The following is a 16,037-nucleotide window of genomic DNA, read 5'->3' as shown; positions in this document are numbered from 1 at the left end:
GAGGGGGTGGAGACGACGGGGCAGCTGTCGTTCCTGAGGCTGCATGGGTGCGAGGGCTTCCAGGGGTATCTGTTTGGAAGGCCCGGGCCCGTCGAGTTGTTCGAGCGTGAGCACTTGCCGGGCCATTCGGCGCCCTCGCTCGCTACCTCGCAGCCCGCACAGCAGGAGCAACGGCCATGAACGGCGTGGGCATCCTGTGGGTGGACATCGATACCCAGCACGCAGCGGCCGCGCGGCGGTTGATCGCGGCGCGTTACCCGGACTGGCGGGTGGTCAACAGCCCTACGCCCGAAACCGCCAAGGCCCCCCTCGCCAGCCAGGCCTGGGACGCCGTGGTGTTGTGCCTCAAACCCAGTGACCAGGAACTGCCAGGCTTGCTGGAGTTGTGCGCAGGCCGCCCGGTGCTGATGTGCATCGATGCAGCGCAAGAGGCCCTGGCCGCACGCGCGTTCCGCTGCGGGCTGGGCGACTATGTGCTGCGCGAGGCCGACGGCGCTGCACACCTGAGCGAGCTGCTCAACCGCCTGGTGGCGCTGGTGCAGGGAGCGCAGGGGCGGGGCCAGCCCGTGCGCATGGTGGACGCCCGCATCTGGCAAGAGGCGTTGACCATGCTGCAGGAGCAGCGCTCGGCCCTGCAGGCCACGCTGGCCAGCATGAGCCAGGGCATCTTCAAGACCGGGCCCGATGGCCGTATCACCGTCTACAACGAGCGCGTGCTGGAGCTGCTGAATTTGCCCGAGTCGCTGATGGCCACTCGCCCTACGCTGGCCGACCTCACGCGTGTGCAGGCCGAGCGCGGCGACTTCGGCGATGGCTATAGCTTGGTGGACCGGCGCGGGCACGACTACGTGGCCCAGGGCGCAGTGGCCCCGGCCCCGGCCTTGTACTGGCGCACCACGCGCGATGGCCGCACGTTCGAGGTGCGCACCACCTCGCTGGCCGATGGCAGCCTGGTGCGCACCTTTGCCGACGTGAGCGACTACGTGCGTGTGGAAAACGAGCTGCGCGAGAGCGAGGCGCGCTTCCGGTCCCTGAGCGATCTGTCGTCCGACTGGTATTGGGAGCACGACGCCGAGGGGCGCTTTGTGCAGCTGGCCGGGGACCTGAGCGTGAACGGCATCCCGTTGTCGGACGTGATGGGGCGCACGCGCTGGGAGATCGGTGCCCTGAACATGACCGATGCCGACTGGGCTGCGCACCGTGCGGTGCTGGCGGCAAACCAGCCGTTCCGCGACCTGGAGCTGCAACGCCGGCGTGCGGATGGCAGCATGCACTGGATCTCGGTCAGCGGGGTCCCCGTGTTCGATGCCAATGGCGCCCTGCGTGGCTACCGGGGCGTGGGCCGCGACATCACGGAGCGCAAGCAGGTCGAAAGCCAGATCGAACGTCTGGCGTTTTATGACTCGCTGACGGGCCTGCCCAACCGCCGCCTGCTGGTGGACCGGCTGCAACATGCCACGGCGGCTGTGGCACGCTCTGGCACCCAGGGTGCACTGCTGTTCATCGACCTCGACAATTTCAAGGACCTCAACGACACGCTGGGCCATGACACCGGCGACCAGCTGCTGCTGCAGGTGGCGCAGCGGCTCAAGGGTTGCGTGCGGGAGTCCGACACCGTGGCCCGCTTTGGGGGCGACGAGTTCGTGGTGCTGGTGGAGGGCCTCAGCGCTGATCCCGCTCACGCCAGCGCCGAGGCCGCGCTGGTGGCCAGCCACATCACCACCACGCTGGGCAAGCCCTACGCTCTGGGCGATGCCAGCCACCACAGCACACCCAGCATCGGCATTGCGCTGTTCGGCCAGCAGACCGTGAGCGTGGACGAGCTGCTCAAACATGCGGATCTGGCCATGTACCAGGCCAAGGCGGCGGGGCGTAACACCCAGCGCTTCTTCGACCCCGACATGCAAGCGGCCGTGAGCAACCGCTCGGCCCTGGAGGCCGACCTGCGCCGGGGCCTGCAAGAAAAGGAGCTGGTGCTGTACTACCAGCCGGTGGTGGATGGCAAAGGCCGCTTGCAGGGTGCCGAGGCCCTGGTGCGCTGGCGCCACCCGCGCCGGGGCATGGTGTCCCCCGCCGAATTCATTCCGCTGGCGGAGCAGACCGGGCTCATCCTGCCCTTGGGCCAATGGGTGCTGGAGGCGGCGTGCGCACAGCTGGTGGCCTGGTCGCGCAGCTCGCTCACCCGGCAGTTCTTCCTGTCGGTGAACGTGAGCGTGCGGCAGTTCCGCCAGCCCGACTTTGTGGAGCAGGTGCTGGGCGTGCTGGACGCCACGGGGGCCAACCCGGAGCGCCTGAAACTCGAACTCACCGAGAGCCTGTTGATGGCCGATGTTGAGGACGTGATTGCGCGCATGGAGCACCTGCGCCGCTACGGTGTGGGCTTCTCGCTGGATGACTTTGGTACGGGCTATTCCAGCCTGAGTTACCTCAAGCGGCTGCCGCTTGACCAGCTCAAGATCGACCAGGGCTTTGTGCGCGACCTGCAGACCGACCCCAACGACGCCGCCATCGTGCGCACCATCCTGGCCTTGGCCGACAGCCTGGACCTGGCGGTGGTGGCCGAGGGCGTAGAGACCACAGGCCAGCTCGAATTTTTGCAGCGCTACGGCTGCAAGGCTTTCCAGGGCTATCTGTTTGGTCGGCCCATGCCCGCCGAGGTGCTGGAGCGTGCGCTGCGGCCTGCGCTATGACCTGCGTTAAGACAAAGGCCCTCCAGCGCGCGCAGTTCACAATCGCGCCATGAAGAAACAGGTGTTGGTCGCCGGTGGCGGCATTGGCGGCTTGGCCGCTGCGTTAGGCGCATCGCGGGCGGGATGGGAGGTGCGGCTGTACGAGCGTGCTGCTGCATTCAGCGAAGTGGGTGCGGGCGTACAGATTGGGCCCAACGTGGTGCGCCGGCTGCAAGCCTGGGGCCTGCAGCAGCCACTGCAAGGGGTGGCGGCCTTCCCCAGCCGGTTACAGGTGCGCAATGCCGTCAGCGGCAAGGAACTGGCCGTGTTGCCCCTGGGGCCCACGGCGGTGGAGCGCTACGGCGCGGCCTACGCCACCATCCACCGTGCGGACCTGCATGGCCTGCTGCTGTCTGCTGTGACCCAATACACCGACACGCAACTGCACCTGGACCATGCGATCGATAGCTTTGCCGATGCCGACGGCGTGGTGACTGTGCGCACCAGCCGGGGCAAGCAGGTCGAGGGCGATGCCCTGATCGGTGCCGATGGCCTGTGGAGCCGCATACGCACCCAGCTTCTGGGCGCGGTACCGCCGCGCGTGACGGGGCATCTGGCCTACCGCGCGCTGGTGCCGCAGCCTGCGCTGCCCGACGCCTTGCGCACGGCACAGGTCACCGCGTGGCTGGGCCCGCGCCTGCACGCGGTGCAATACCCCGTGCGCCGGGGCGAGCTGCAGAACCTGGTGGTCATCGTGCAAGGGCCTGCGCCGCAAGATCTTGAGAACTGGGACCACGCCGCCAACGCCGCAGGCCTGGAGCATGCGCTGCAGGGCACCTGCACTGCGCTGCAGGACGTGGTGCGCAGCGTGAGCGCCGTGGGTGGGGCTGGCTGGCGCCTGTGGCCCTTGTGCGACCGCCCGCCGGTGCGCAGCGCCGACGAGATGGCACAAGGCCTGGTGGGCCTGTTGGGCGATGCCGCGCACCCCATGCGGCCGTATCTGGCGCAGGGGGCTGGCATGGCCATTGAAGACGCGGCCGAGCTGCAGCGGGCGCTGGCCATGCACGACCTCGATGTACCGCTGCGCCTGCGCCGCTATGCGCTAAACCGCTGGCAGCGCAACGCGCGGGTGCAGGCCAGGTCCACGCGCAATGGTCGCATCTTCCACGCCACGGGGCCCGTGCGCTGGGGGCGCGACCTGTCGTTGCGCCTGCTGGGTGAACGCTTGCTGGATGTGCCGTGGCTGTACCGGGGCGATGGTTCCAGCGCCAGCTCGTTGTGATGGGGAGTGTGGGCAGGCCCTGCGAATAAGCCTCAGGCGCAGGGGGCGCGTACGGGGCTTTGGAAGGACCTCCCGGTTGTCAGGACATTCCCTATCCGGGGCAACCCCTGCCAGTGTTTTGCAGGGTGAACTTCGCGCAGTGTGCCACGCTCTATCCCTGTGTGTGCAACGCCACAAAAAGGCCAGTCACATGCCCGCGAATTGGCTGTTCAAGCGCAGTTCGTGGTGCTACAAAGTGCCAAGCCGGTAGCGATTGCCAATGCAACACCGTGGTACCACCTGCGCCCGCCAGGGGTGCCGCCACAGGAGGTCGTATGGATGCCATCAGCAACTTCGCCGCGCGCTACGCCCGTAGCCGCGAAGAGGAAATGTCGATCGACGAGTACCTCGCCGAGTGCAAGCGTGATCCCATGGCCTACGCCACATCGGCCCAGCGCATGCTGGCCGCCATTGGCGAGCCCGAGATGGTGGACACGCGCAACGACCCGCGCCTGTCGCGGCTCTTTGCCAACAAGGTCATCAAGCGCTACCCCGCCTTCACCGAGTTCTACGGCATGGAGGAGTCCATCGAGCAGGTGGTGAGCTTCTTCCGCCATGCCGCGCAGGGGTTGGAGGAGCGCAAGCAGATCCTTTACCTGCTGGGCCCTGTGGGTGGTGGCAAAAGCTCCATTGCAGAGCGCCTCAAGGCGCTGATGCAGAAGGTGCCGTTTTATGCGCTCAAGGGCTCGCCGGTCAACGAATCACCGCTGGGTCTGTTCGACGCCGCAGAAGACGGCCCGGTGCTGGAGGAGCAGTTCGGCATTCCGCGCCGCTACCTGCAGCGTGTGCTGTCGCCCTGGGCGGTGAAGCGGCTCGAAGAATACGGTGGCGACATCCGCCAGTTCCGTGTGGTCAAGCGCTACCCCAGCGTGCTCAAGCAGGTGGGCATTGCCAAGACCGAGCCGGGCGACGAGAACAACCAGGACATCTCCAGCCTGGTGGGCAAGGTGGACATCCGCAAGCTCGAAACTTTTGCACAGGACGACACCGACGCCTACAGCTACAGCGGCGGCCTGTGTTTGGCCAACCAAGGGCTGCTCGAATTCGTGGAAATGTTCAAGGCGCCCATCAAGGTGTTGCACCCGCTGCTCACGGCCACTCAGGAGGGCAACTACAAGGGCACCGAAGGCTTTGGCGCCATTCCGTTTGACGGTGTGGTGCTGGCGCACAGCAACGAAAGCGAATGGAAGGCGTTTCGCAATAACAAGAACAACGAGGCGTTCCTCGACCGCATCTACATCGTCAAGGTGCCGTACTGCCTGCGCGTGAGCGAGGAGATCCGCATCTACGAAAAGCTGATTCGCGAATCGTCGCTGGGCAACGCTGTGTGCGCACCCGGCACGCTCAAGATGATGGCGCAGTTTGCGATCCTCACGCGGCTGAAGGAGCCCGAGAACTCCAGCATCTTCAGCAAGATGCAGGTGTACGACGGTGAGAGCCTGAAGGACACCGACCCGCGCGCCAAGAGCTACCAGGAGTACCGTGACTACGCGGGCGTGGACGAGGGCATGACGGGCATCTCCACGCGTTTTGCGTTCAAGATACTCTCGAAGGTGTTCAACTTCGACAGCGCCGAGGTGGCGGCCAACCCAGTGCACCTGATGTATGTGCTGGAGCAGCAGATCGAGCGCGAGCAGTTCCCTGCCGAGCTGGAGACCAAGTACACCGGCTACATCAAGGAGTTCCTGTCGCCGCGCTACGCCGAGTTCATCGGCAAGGAGATCCAGACGGCGTACCTGGAAAGCTACAGCGAGTACGGCCAGAACATCTTCGACCGCTACGTCACCTACGCCGACTACTGGATCCAGGACAACGAATACCGCGACACCGACACGGGCGAGGTGTTTGACCGCAGCGCGCTCAACGCCGAGCTGGAGAAGATCGAGAAGCCCGCCGGCATCGCCAACCCCAAGGACTTCCGCAACGAGATCGTCAACTTCGTGCTGCGGGCACGCGCCAACAACCAGGGCAAGAACCCCAGCTGGACGAGCTACGAAAAACTGCGGCTGGTGATCGAGAAGAAGATGTTCTCCAACACCGAAGAGCTGCTGCCGGTGATCAGCTTCAACGCCAAGGCCAGTGCCGAAGAGGCCCGCAAGCACGAGGACTTTGTCACCCGCATGGTCAACAAGGGCTACACGCCCAAGCAGGTGCGGCTGCTGTGCGAGTGGTACCTGCGCGTGCGCAAGAGTAGCTAGGGTCGGTGCCTGGGCCACAGGCCCTGCATGGGGAACGGGAGCAACGGATGGCATTGCAAATCATCGACCGCAGGCTCGCTGGCAAGAACAAGTCGGTGGGCAACCGCGAGCGATTTGTTCGCCGCTACAAGGAACAGATCGCGGATGCGGTGCGCCGCGCCGTCTCGCAACGCGGCATCCGCGACATGGAGCAGGCCGAGAGCATCACCATCCCGCGCAAGGACATCAGCGAGCCCGTCTTCCACCACGGTCAGGGCGGCATCCGCGACACCGTGCACCCCGGCAATGCAGAGCATGTGCGTGGCGACCGCATCGAGCGGCCCCAGAGCGGTGCGGGTGGGCGCGGATCGCAGGCCAGCGACAGCGGCGAGGGCGAGGACGACTTCACCTTCACGCTGACCAAAGAAGAGTTCATGCAGCTCTTTTTTGAAGACCTCGCACTGCCGCACCTACTGCACACCCACATTGGCGAGAACCCGCAGTGGAAGTCGCGCCGCGCAGGCTACAGCCAGGACGGCATCCCCAACAACCTGGCCGTGCTGCGCACCATGCGCGGCGCTTTGGGTCGGCGCATTGCACTGGGCAAGTCGGCGCACCGCGAGCTGCTGGCGCTGCAGGCCGAACTGGACGCCCTGCTGGCGCAGGACGACGGCACCAGCGAGGCGGTGGCTGAGTTGCAGCGCCGCATCGATGCGGTCACGGCGCGCATCGGCAAGATTCCGTACCTCGACCCCATCGACCTGCGCTTTCGTGCGCGCACGCCGGTGCCCGTGCCCAGCAGCCAGGCGGTGATGTTCTGCGTGATGGATGTGTCGGGCTCCATGGACGAGACGCGCAAGGAGCTGGCCAAGCGGTTCTTCATCCTGCTGTACCTGTTCCTCACGCGGCACTACGAGACCATCGACATCGTGTTCATCCGCCACCACACCCAGGCGGCCGAGGTGAGTGAGGAGCAGTTTTTCCACTCCACCGAAAGCGGCGGCACGGTGGTGAGCAGCGCGCTGGTGCTGCTGGACCAGATCATCCGCGCGCGCTACCCGCAGGGCGACTGGAACATCTACGTGGCCCAGGCCAGCGACGGCGACAACTTCACCAACGACAGCGGCATCTGCCGCAACCTGTTGGTGGACAAGATCCTGCCGCTGGTGCGCTACTTTGCCTATGTGCAGGTGGCCGAGGAAGAACAGAACCTGTGGGACGAGTACAGCCAGCTCGCGCCGCTGTACTCCCACTTTGCGATGCGCAAGGTCTCCGCACCCGGTGACATCTACCCGGTGTTCCGCGATCTCTTCAAGAAAGAGGGGGTGGCCGCATGAACAACGTGGTGCAGTACCCCGTGCTGGAGCGCCGCCAGAGCGACAACCCCTGGAAGGCCGCTGCCGTGGGCGAGCGCCGCCACCGCGCCGTGCCCGGCCAGCCTCTGCCTGCGGGTGCGCGGCCTGCGGAGCCATTGCCCGACCCGAGCGACTGGACGTTCGAGCTGATCGAGCGCTACCACGCGGCCATCGCCGCCACGGCCGAGCGCTTTGGCCTGGACACCTACCCCAATCAGCTGGAGATCATCACCGCCGAACAGATGATGGACGCCTACTCCAGCGTGGGCATGCCGGTGAATTACCGGCACTGGAGCTACGGCAAGGAGTTTTTGGCCACCGAGCGGCGCTACCGGCGCGGGCACATGGGGCTGGCGTACGAGATCGTCATCAACTCCAACCCCTGCATCAGCTACCTGATGGAGGAGAACACCACCGCCATGCAGGCGCTGGTGATTGCCCACGCCGCCTATGGCCACAACAGCTTCTTCAAGGGCAACTACCTGTTTCGCATGTGGACCGATGCGTCCAGCATCATCGACTACCTGGTGTATGCCAAGGACTATGTGGCCCAGTGCGAGGAGCGCTACGGCGCGGGCGAAGTGGAGCGGCTGCTGGACTCGTGCCATGCCCTGGCCAACTTTGGTGTGGACCGCTACCGCCGCCCCTCCAAGAAGAACCTGGCGCGCGAACGCCTGGAGCGTGCACAGCGCGAAGCTTACGCCCAGCAGCAGGTCAACGAGCTGTGGCGCACGCTACCCACCCGCCCTGGCAAGGAGGATGCGGCGCAAGAGCACAACCGCTTTCCGCAGGAGCCGCAGGAGAACATCCTGTACTTCATCGAAAAGAACGCCCCCCTCCTGGAGCCCTGGCAGCGCGAGATCGTGCGCATCGTGCGCAAGATCGCGCAGTATTTCTACCCGCAGCGCCAGACCCAGGTGATGAACGAAGGCTGGGCCACCTTCTGGCACTACACGCTGCTCAACACGCTGTACGACGAGGGGTATCTGAGTGATGGCGTGATGATCGAATGGCTGGGCTCGCACACCAACGTGGTCTACCAGCCGCCCGTGGGTCACCGGGCCTACAGCGGCATCAACCCCTATGCGCTGGGCTTTGCCATGTACCGCGACATCCAGCGCATCTGCCAGAACCCCACAGCGGAAGACCGGCACTGGTTCCCCGACATTGCAGGCACCCCCTGGCTGCCCGCGCTGGACCATGCCATGCGCAACTTCAAGGACGAGAGCTTCATCGGCCAGTACCTCAGCCCGCACCTGATGCGCGAGATGCGCCTGTTCGCGCTGCATGACGACGCCGCCGAGCGCGACCTGGTGGTCAGCGAGATCCATGACGAGAACGGCTACCGCAGCCTGCGCCAGTTGCTGTCGCAGCAGTACGACCTGGGCACGCGCGAGCCCAACATCCAGGTGTGGAACGTGAACCTGCGCGGCGACCGCAGCCTGACCCTGCGCCACACCCAGTACCAGGGCCGCCCGCTCGCCGACGACACGCACGAGGTGCTCAAGCACGTGGCGCGGCTGTGGGGCTTTGGGGTGCAGATCGAGAGTGCGGACGCCGATGGCAACCACCCGGTGCTGCTGCACCAAGTGCCCGCCTCAGCCACCTGACCGAGCTGCGTTGGCATCTGCACAGCGGATGAAGGAATATTGCTCTGCTTTTGATAGCTGCTAGCGCATGATGCACTAGCGCTACCGCCCGATTTGGCTCAAAAAGCAGGCGAAGAGGCCTTGGCCCGTGGCGGCCGGGCCTGCAGCGGGCAGTCGGTGGCCACGCGCTCCGCCAGGGTCTGGCGCAAGGCCTGCAGCGCGGCAATCCGTTCGTCAATCTCCCGCAGCTTGGCGGCGAGCACCTGCGCCAAGGCGGGGCCGGGCTCGGCGGCGTCCCAGATGGCGGGCAGCCGGTCTCCGATCTCCGCCAGGGTAAAGCCCAGCTGCTGTGCGGTGCGGATGTACTGCACCAGCGTCACCACCTCGGGCGGGTAGTCGCGGTAGCCGTTGTCCAGGCGCCGCGCGCGGATCAGGCCCTGCTGTTCATAAAAACGCAGCGCCTCGCGGCTCAGGCCCGAGGCCGTGGCCAGTTCGCCGATCAGCATGATCCTGTTCCCCTCACAAAGTGCTTGACCCTGAAGCGTACTTCAAGGTGGAAGCTCGGGGCCTCATTGATTCAATCACAGAGGTTTCCTGTCATGCCCATCCCCGCCTTCGCTTCCGACCGTTACCTGCGCATCGTGCGCGCCAGCGGCTGGTACGACCTGCTCGTCACCTGGCCGTTTGCCTTGCCCTGGACCTTTGCCTGGCTCTATGCCCAACTGAATCTGCTGGCCCAGGCGCTCGCTCTGCCCGGTACCTTGCACCCTTTGGACACCACACACATGCTGCTGGCCAACCTGCTGGGCTCGGTGGTGGTGGTGTGGTCGCTGGCGCGCATTGTGGTGCCCACGGTGTTGCTGGGGCGGCTGGACGGCGTGGCGCGGTTTCTGTTTGCGGCCTGGCAGATCTACGCCGTGGCGCACGGCGCCAATGCCATCGTGCTGGGTTTTACCGCGTTCGAGCTGCTGTTTGGCGTGCTGCAGTGGTGGCGCGTGGCGGGCAGCAGCACGGCACTGTGCCCGCCCGGCCCCGCACGGGGGAATGATCGGGTCAATGGGCGGGCGCGGGCAGCAGCCTGAAGGCCAGTGCGCCCACCCCCAGCATGGTGGCAATGGTCAACATCACCGCCACATACGGGTCTGCGCCCTGTGCGGCGGCAATGGAGGCGGCCACGCCCGTCACCCACTGCATCAGCGCTACGCCCAGGAACAGCGCCATGGTGAACACCGCCATGGCACGCCCCGTGACGGCGGGGGCGTAAGCCGAGCGCACATCCGAGTACTGCAGCACCATGTAGCCGGACAGCAGGCCCACGGCCACGGAGCCGCCCACGTCCAGCCATTCGGCATGCAAAAAGCCCATGGCCGCAAACAAGGCCGCCAGCAGGACGGTAAAGCCCAGCAGCCAGCGCCTGCGCCGTGTGGGGCCAGGGTCCAGCCGACCAAAAAAGGCCGGGCTGAACAGCGACACCAGCGATGACAGCATGGCCACATTGCCGCTGGCTACCAGTGAATAGCCGTGCCGCTCGATCAGCAGCGGCCCCAGCCACAGCCCGCGCAGCGTGAGGAACGAGGCGTACGTCATCAGCGCCAGCAGCATGATGCCGGCGGTGTGCGGCAGCAGGAACAGCGCGCCAAAGCCACGCACCGCCTCCAGCACCGATTCGCGCGGAGCGGCATCGTCGAGGGGTTGTGCGGGCTCATGCACCTTCCAGAAGATCAGCAGCCAGGCCAGCGCCGCCAGGCCCGCCAGCACGCCAAACCCCATGCGCCAGGACGACTGCTGCACCAGCCACGCCAGGGGCGTGCCGGTAAATAGCATGCCCAGCCCGCCCACCCCCATGGCCACGCCCGACACCATGGCAAACCGCGACGTGGGAAAGTAGCGCGCGATGAAAACGGTGCACACCAAAAATGCGGGCGCGCAGCCCACGCCGATCAGCACCTGCCCCAGCAGCACCGTGCCATAGCCCGGCGCCAATGCCGACAACACCGCGCCCGCAATGGTGAGCGGAAACGCCACCAGCAGGGTGCGCCGCACGCCGTACAGGTCGATGCCGATGCCCATGAACAGCTGCATGGTGCCGAAGGCAAACGCAAACGCCCCGGCAAACACCCCCAGCGCTTGCGCCGACAGCCCGAACTCGGCCCGCAAGCCCGTCGCCATGATGGCCGTGATGGTGCGAAACGCCTGGCTCAGCGCAAAGCCCACCACCAGCGCCAGCAGCATGGCCCAGGCGGCGCGGGGGGCAAGAAGCGGTGGGGAGGGCGGCGAAGGGGGCACGGGGACGGTCTCCAGGGCAGATGGCGGTGGCGTTTGGGAGCGGCTCTCCCTCGGCCATCAGGCCCGGTGAGGTTACCCGCAGAGCAGAACCGCCGCTGTCGCCGACGGACGGGGCGGCGCCCGCCGAGCAGCGCCCGCAGGTGGGCTGGTTCGCAGGCTCTTAGGGTATGTCCTAGTCTGCCCGCTGCATACCCCACCAAACGCATCGGATGTTGCCCGTTTTGGGGTGCTTGTGCCAGCAATCGGACGTTTACGCGGTGGATTGAGCTTTTGAATGCTCCCAATCGGGCCTTGTCTGCGGGTCGCAGGCGCCGTCATGAGGACGCCACAGGGCGTTGGCAGACTTTAGAGGAGGCTCTCGATGTGGGGATGACCCCAATGACGGTGCCGGGGGCGTGGGGCACTCTTGTGTCCATGCGCTGCACCGGGTGTGTGCCACGGTTCTGGAATCGCAGATTTCGGTCTCTCGCAATCAGGATGGTGCAGGTGGTGGTGAATGGCAAGGTTTGTGCTTAGTGGCAGCCAGGGGCGCTGAAAAGACCCTGTGGGCCGGTGGCCACAAGCCGTTGGATGGAAGTTGTCGGGCGCGCTGCGAGGCTGCGCCGCGATGTCAGGAGTGACCGATGAAGACGATGGTTTTGCTGGGTTCGGGTGCGTTGGCTACCCTGTTGTTGTCGGGCTGCGCAAGCCAGCCCCCCGCCATGCAGGCGTTCAGCGCCCCCGCCGACGGCAGCAGTATGCAATACGCCTGCGGCAATGGCGAAAAGGTCGAGATGCAGTTCTACCCCGAGCAAGGCCGCAGCGTGATGCGCCGCAGCGGCTGGACGGTGGAACTGCCCAAGCAGCCGGCTGACAGCGGCTACGCCTACAGCAACGGCCCCACCACGGTGCTGGGCAAGGGCAACGAACTGACGATCCAGATTGGACACCTGGCACCGATCTGGTGCCGCAGCAATCGCGGCATGATGGTGGCGGGCGTCCAGTAACCTGCTCTCTTTGACCCCAGCCTGTAATGGGCTGGTTGGGTTCTCGTATTTTTCAGGGCCTATGCAGCTGTCTGCACAGGCCCTGTGTCGTTTCAGCGCGCCTCGGGCGAGCAGGCGCCGGGGGCGGCTGCGGCAGACGCAGGGCGCTGCTCCAGCGTGCGGGGGGCGACCAGCAGGTTGCCCTGTGCGTCCCGCACGGTGACGACCACCTCGCGGCTGCTGTCGGCGCGGGTGTCGCTGAAGTGCAGCTGCATCTCGGCGGCCACGGTGCGTGTTTGGGGCTCGCCACCGTTGGCAAATTCCGTGGTTTCCAGCGTGCCCTGCAGCAGCGCCACGCCCTGCGCATCGATCTGCCACGGGCCGGTGAACACAAAGCGCTGGCAGGTAATGTTGAGTTCCACCCGCTCGTTTTCCAGCTGCAGCTCTGCGCCACCGCAATGCAGCGCGCAGGGGGCACCCACCGTGAAACCCGCGCCCGAGAAATAGACCGCGCCGTTGATCGGGCCGGTGCCCGTGCCACCGGTGCCGGGACCGCAGGCAGCCAGCACCAGCACGGCCGTGGCGGTGGCCAGCAGCCGGGCCGCCCGGGCCCAGAGTTCAGGAAGGACGTTCATCTTGGTCTGCGGCATAGAAGTAGCTGCCAAAGCGGGCGCGCCGGTTGCGTTCGCTGAGCGGGGTGTTTTTCTGGTCGTGGTCGTAGCGGGCCTGCGCCTCGGTCATCACGGTCTTGAAGGCCTGGCGCCAGGCCTTGGCGGCCACCACGTGCAGGCGGCGGGCGGATTCTTCGCTGAGCTGGTCCACAAACACGGCCTGCTCCAGGTAGTTGTGCTCGCCCTCCAGGTTGAGGCTGGCGGCGGCCAGGTGGTCGTGCAGGTTGTCCTGCATCAGCTGCGCCATCTCGGCAAAGCCCTGGCGCGGTACAAAACCGGCGACCAGCAGGCGGATCAGTCCATCCTCGCCTTCCTCGGCCATGCCCAGGCGCACCAGCTCGTCAAGCACCGCGCGGGGCCGTACGTCGCTGCTGATGCTGGCCACCAGACCATCAAAGTGTGGGGGCTCGCCGCTGCGGGGCAGGGGGCGAGGCTGGCCCTCGTCGTCCAGGCAATCGGTCTGGCTCAGCCAGCGCGCGGCCACCTGGCTGGCCATGTTCAGCGGGGTTTCGCCCACTTCTTCTTCAGCGGCGGGCTCGGCCAGGCGGCCCAGGTTGCGCACATCGCGCCGGTGCACGCCCGACATGAGGCTCACCGCGCTGTCGGTGGTTTTTTTGCCCGTGCGCTGCAGCTCGTCGTGCGCAGCGTCCAGAAAAACCTTCTTCATCGCCGCCGCAAACGCGGGGTAGGCCACGCCATTGCGCAACAGCAGGCGCGCCAGAGGGCGCAGCACGTGCAGAGCAGAGGCCAGAACGATGGCGGAGCGGGAGGGCATGAAAAAGGGCCGAAACGCGGAGAGTGTTAGGTGCAGGCTGCGATTGTCATCTGGTTGACGGCCGGAAATTATGTGGGATATTATCCCACTTATCTGCGATGCGGTGGGAGCACAAACCGACGCCGCGCCGTGGGTATCCGCATTCACAGGGAGAACAATCACATGAAGAACCGAGGGTTGATGAACACATTGGCGGGCATGTCCCATGCGTCGCCCGCATGGCTGGCCGTCGCCACCGCCGCATTCGTGGCGGGCTGCGGTGGCGGGGAGGGCGGCAACCCGCAGACCCCCAACGAGGCGCGGCTGCAGGTGGCGCGATCCGGCGATCTGGTGGCGTACTTCAAGGCCAAGATTGCGCAGCGGGTGGCGCTGGGCTATCCGGGGACGGCCATCACAGTGCCCACCGTGGGGGGCTTGAGCAGCGCGGGCAGCGTGGTCACCCACACTGGCGCGCCATTGGCGGGCACGGTGGTGGAGGAAGACGGCCTCATCAAGGCCGAGGGCAACATGGTGTACGGCCTGCACCGCGCCTACGCTACCGACACCGGCCGCGAGCCGCCGCGCCTGGCCGCCCTGGCCCGTGCCGCCGATGGCAGCCTGACGGGCGTGGGCCGTGCCACGCTGGACGCCAAGTTCATCCCTCAGGGCTTTTATGTGGCGGGCGGCGGCACGCGCGCCGCCGTGCTGTCGCAACAAGACCCGTATGCCGACCGCCAGCCCGTGGTGGCTGCGGCCGACGCGAGCATCACCGTGTTGCCAGAGTACAGCCGCACGCTGTCGCTGGACCTGTTCGCCATCCACAAGGACATGGCGCCCGCGCAGATCAAGCAGATGCGCATCGATGGCCTGCTGGTGGGCAGCCGCTTGATTGGCAACACGCTGTACCTGGTCTCCACCTGGTCGCCCGACCTCACACGCTTCACTGTACCGGCAGGGGCCACGGCATCGGCGGTGGACGCGGCACTCAAGGACCTGAACACCGCCGCGCTGATCCCTACCCTGCGCGTGGATGGCGGCCAGCCGCAGCCGCTGGTCAACGAGGCCGACTGCCTGGTGCAGACGGGCAACGCGTCGCTGTCGCTGCAGCTCACGTCCATCACGGCCATCGACCTCACCTCGTCCAGCCTGGCGCGCACCAGCCGTTGCTTTGCGGGCGGCAGCGAAGCGGTGCACCTGGGCGCGCGCAGCGTGTATGTGGCCAGCTCGCGGCAGTACCGCTATGGCGGCGATGTGGCCAACGCCGTGTTCCCGGCCAACAGCCGCACGGACATCCACAAGTTCACCTTCCGTGGCGCGCGGGTGGACTACGACGCATCGGGCAGCGTGGACGGCCACCTGGGCTGGGACCTGCGCCGCCTGCCATCGCGCCTGAACGAATACCAGAACGATCTGCGCGTGCTGACCTTCACCGGCAAGACGGGCCAGAGCGGCATGCCGCCGGTGACCATTCAGGCCCAGCAGGCCTCCCCCGCGCTGCTGACCGTGCTGCGCGACAGCGGCCGCGACAGCTATCTGGGCCCACAGGCCAAGCTGCCTATCCGGCTGCGCACGGCGCGGGGCGACCAGCAGATTGACAACCTGTTCTTTGCTGGCACCCGGGCCTATGCCACCCCCTTTGCCACCACCGAGCCTGTGTGGGTGCTGGACCTGGCCAACCCCGCCAACCCCACCGTGGCAGGCGAGCTGGCGGCGGGCGGCCATGCCGACCACCTGGTGCCGCTGCCGAACGGCCTGTTGCTGGGCGTGAGCAAGGACAGCGCCCAGGGCGGTGTGGCCGACGGCATTCAGCTTGCGGTGTTTGACGTGCGCAATGCCGCGCAAGGCAAGCGGTTGACCACGCAGGCGGCGGGCGGCCGGGGCAGCATCACCACACTCGACAGCGCCCGCCCGGTGCTCAACCTGCAAGCCATGGATGGCAAGGTGCGCCTGGCCTTCCCCGCCCGCGTCTACCAGGCACCCACGGGCGTAGGCACGCCACCACCCGTGCGGGGCTACCAGGGCGCTTTGCGGCTGGAGGTGAACACGACCACCGGAGCGCTGGCCCAGCGCTCCATGGTGGTGTCCACCGCCATCCTGAACGGCGACACGCCTGGGCTCTACAGCCGCTTTGACATCGCCAACGAGCGCAGCCTGCAGGTGGACAACGTGGCCTACCAGCTCTCGGGGGGGCAGGTGTTCACCAGGGCCGGAGACTGAAGCGCTGCCGGTTGCGACTCAGGGAGAGAACTA

Annotated in this window: 13 protein-coding genes; 9 read left to right on the top strand and 4 right to left on the bottom strand. The window is 66.5% G+C overall.

Annotated elements, in window-relative coordinates; all coding sequences use genetic code 11:
• The 6 genes from ACT531_RS19500 to ACT531_RS19475 all read left to right on the top strand — a co-directional run.
• The coding region (locus tag ACT531_RS19500) for a hypothetical protein (protein WP_476018493.1) at positions 1 to 180 on the top strand (180 nt) is incomplete at its 5' end.
• Positions 177 to 2,690: a putative bifunctional diguanylate cyclase/phosphodiesterase gene (locus ACT531_RS19495; RefSeq protein WP_476018492.1), complete on the top strand. Its 2,514-nt coding sequence runs from the start codon at positions 177 to 179 to the stop codon at positions 2,688 to 2,690. The genes ACT531_RS19500 and ACT531_RS19495, both read left to right, overlap by 4 nt.
• 49 nt (positions 2,691 to 2,739) lie before the next feature.
• Positions 2,740 to 3,951: an FAD-dependent monooxygenase gene (locus ACT531_RS19490; RefSeq protein WP_476018491.1), complete on the top strand. Its 1,212-nt coding sequence runs from the start codon at positions 2,740 to 2,742 to the stop codon at positions 3,949 to 3,951.
• A 314-nt stretch (positions 3,952 to 4,265) separates the two neighbouring features.
• Positions 4,266 to 6,188 carry a PrkA family serine protein kinase gene (locus ACT531_RS19485; RefSeq protein ID WP_060984991.1) on the top strand — a complete coding sequence of 641 codons (1,923 nt, stop codon included), beginning with the start codon at positions 4,266 to 4,268 and terminating at the stop codon, positions 6,186 to 6,188.
• Positions 6,189 to 6,235: 47 nt separating this feature from the next.
• Positions 6,236 to 7,504, top strand: a complete 1,269-nt coding sequence (locus ACT531_RS19480; RefSeq protein ID WP_476018490.1) for a YeaH/YhbH family protein — start codon at positions 6,236 to 6,238, stop codon at positions 7,502 to 7,504.
• Positions 7,501 to 9,132, top strand: a complete 1,632-nt coding sequence (locus tag ACT531_RS19475) for a SpoVR family protein (RefSeq protein ID WP_476018489.1) — start codon at positions 7,501 to 7,503, stop codon at positions 9,130 to 9,132. Before ACT531_RS19480 ends, ACT531_RS19475 begins: the two co-directional genes overlap by 4 nt.
• A gap of 98 nt (positions 9,133 to 9,230) precedes the next feature.
• On the opposite strand, the gene ACT531_RS19470 is transcribed toward ACT531_RS19475, so the two are convergent.
• Positions 9,231 to 9,617: a MerR family DNA-binding protein gene (locus ACT531_RS19470; RefSeq protein WP_476018488.1), complete on the bottom strand. Its 387-nt coding sequence runs from the start codon at positions 9,615 to 9,617 to the stop codon at positions 9,231 to 9,233.
• Between the two features lie 93 nt (positions 9,618 to 9,710).
• Here ACT531_RS19470 and ACT531_RS19465 point away from each other — a divergent pair, with 93 nt between their 5' ends.
• A complete protein-coding gene (locus tag ACT531_RS19465) occupies positions 9,711 to 10,193 on the top strand; it encodes a hypothetical protein (RefSeq protein WP_476018487.1) in 483 nt (160 codons plus the stop codon).
• On the opposite strand, the gene ACT531_RS19460 is transcribed toward ACT531_RS19465, so the two are convergent.
• Entirely contained in the window at positions 10,165 to 11,343 is a 1,179-nt protein-coding gene (locus ACT531_RS19460) for an MFS transporter (protein ID WP_476018499.1), read from the bottom strand. The genes ACT531_RS19465 and ACT531_RS19460 overlap by 29 nt on opposite strands.
• Before the next feature lie 677 nt (positions 11,344 to 12,020).
• Here ACT531_RS19460 and ACT531_RS19455 point away from each other — a divergent pair.
• Positions 12,021 to 12,383 carry an MliC family protein gene (locus ACT531_RS19455; protein WP_015015403.1) on the top strand — a complete coding sequence of 121 codons (363 nt, stop codon included), beginning with the start codon at positions 12,021 to 12,023 and terminating at the stop codon, positions 12,381 to 12,383.
• Positions 12,384 to 12,475: 92 nt separating this feature from the next.
• Here ACT531_RS19455 and ACT531_RS19450 read toward each other — a convergent pair whose 3' ends face one another.
• The gene (locus tag ACT531_RS19450) at positions 12,476 to 12,997 is read right to left on the bottom strand and encodes a hypothetical protein (RefSeq protein ID WP_476018486.1); all 522 of its coding nucleotides are present in this window, start codon (positions 12,995 to 12,997) and stop codon (positions 12,476 to 12,478) included.
• Positions 12,981 to 13,808, bottom strand: a complete 828-nt coding sequence (locus ACT531_RS19445; protein ID WP_476018485.1) for a DUF6502 family protein — start codon at positions 13,806 to 13,808, stop codon at positions 12,981 to 12,983. The genes ACT531_RS19450 and ACT531_RS19445 overlap by 17 nt, the downstream gene beginning before the upstream one ends.
• A gap of 180 nt (positions 13,809 to 13,988) precedes the next feature.
• On the opposite strand from ACT531_RS19445, the gene ACT531_RS19440 reads away from it, so the two are divergent.
• Complete coding sequence (locus ACT531_RS19440; RefSeq protein ID WP_476018484.1) at positions 13,989 to 16,004, top strand: beta-propeller domain-containing protein; 2,016 nt, start codon at positions 13,989 to 13,991, stop codon at positions 16,002 to 16,004.
• Positions 16,005 to 16,037 lie beyond the last annotated feature (33 nt).

Source organism: Acidovorax sp. DMC1 (assembly GCF_056314325.1).
This window is presented reverse-complemented; position numbering and strand designations above follow the sequence as displayed.

Bases quoted from the DNA above. Each gene is read 5' to 3' on its own strand.
- ACT531_RS19495 (WP_476018492.1), top strand. From the start codon at position 177: ATGAACGGCGTGGGCATCCTGTGGGTGGACATCGATACCCAGCACGCA.
- ACT531_RS19490 (WP_476018491.1), top strand. From the start codon at position 2,740: ATGAAGAAACAGGTGTTGGTCGCCGGTGGCGGCATTGGCGGCTTGGCC.
- ACT531_RS19485 (WP_060984991.1), top strand. From the start codon at position 4,266: ATGGATGCCATCAGCAACTTCGCCGCGCGCTACGCCCGTAGCCGCGAA.
- ACT531_RS19480 (WP_476018490.1), top strand. From the start codon at position 6,236: ATGGCATTGCAAATCATCGACCGCAGGCTCGCTGGCAAGAACAAGTCG.
- ACT531_RS19475 (WP_476018489.1), top strand. From the start codon at position 7,501: ATGAACAACGTGGTGCAGTACCCCGTGCTGGAGCGCCGCCAGAGCGAC.
- ACT531_RS19470 (WP_476018488.1), bottom strand. From the start codon at position 9,617: ATGCTGATCGGCGAACTGGCCACGGCCTCGGGCCTGAGCCGCGAGGCG.
- ACT531_RS19465 (WP_476018487.1), top strand. From the start codon at position 9,711: ATGCCCATCCCCGCCTTCGCTTCCGACCGTTACCTGCGCATCGTGCGC.
- ACT531_RS19460 (WP_476018499.1), bottom strand. From the start codon at position 11,343: ATGCTGCTGGCGCTGGTGGTGGGCTTTGCGCTGAGCCAGGCGTTTCGC.
- ACT531_RS19455 (WP_015015403.1), top strand. From the start codon at position 12,021: ATGAAGACGATGGTTTTGCTGGGTTCGGGTGCGTTGGCTACCCTGTTG.
- ACT531_RS19450 (WP_476018486.1), bottom strand. From the start codon at position 12,997: ATGAACGTCCTTCCTGAACTCTGGGCCCGGGCGGCCCGGCTGCTGGCC.
- ACT531_RS19445 (WP_476018485.1), bottom strand. From the start codon at position 13,808: ATGCCCTCCCGCTCCGCCATCGTTCTGGCCTCTGCTCTGCACGTGCTG.
- ACT531_RS19440 (WP_476018484.1), top strand. From the start codon at position 13,989: ATGAACACATTGGCGGGCATGTCCCATGCGTCGCCCGCATGGCTGGCC.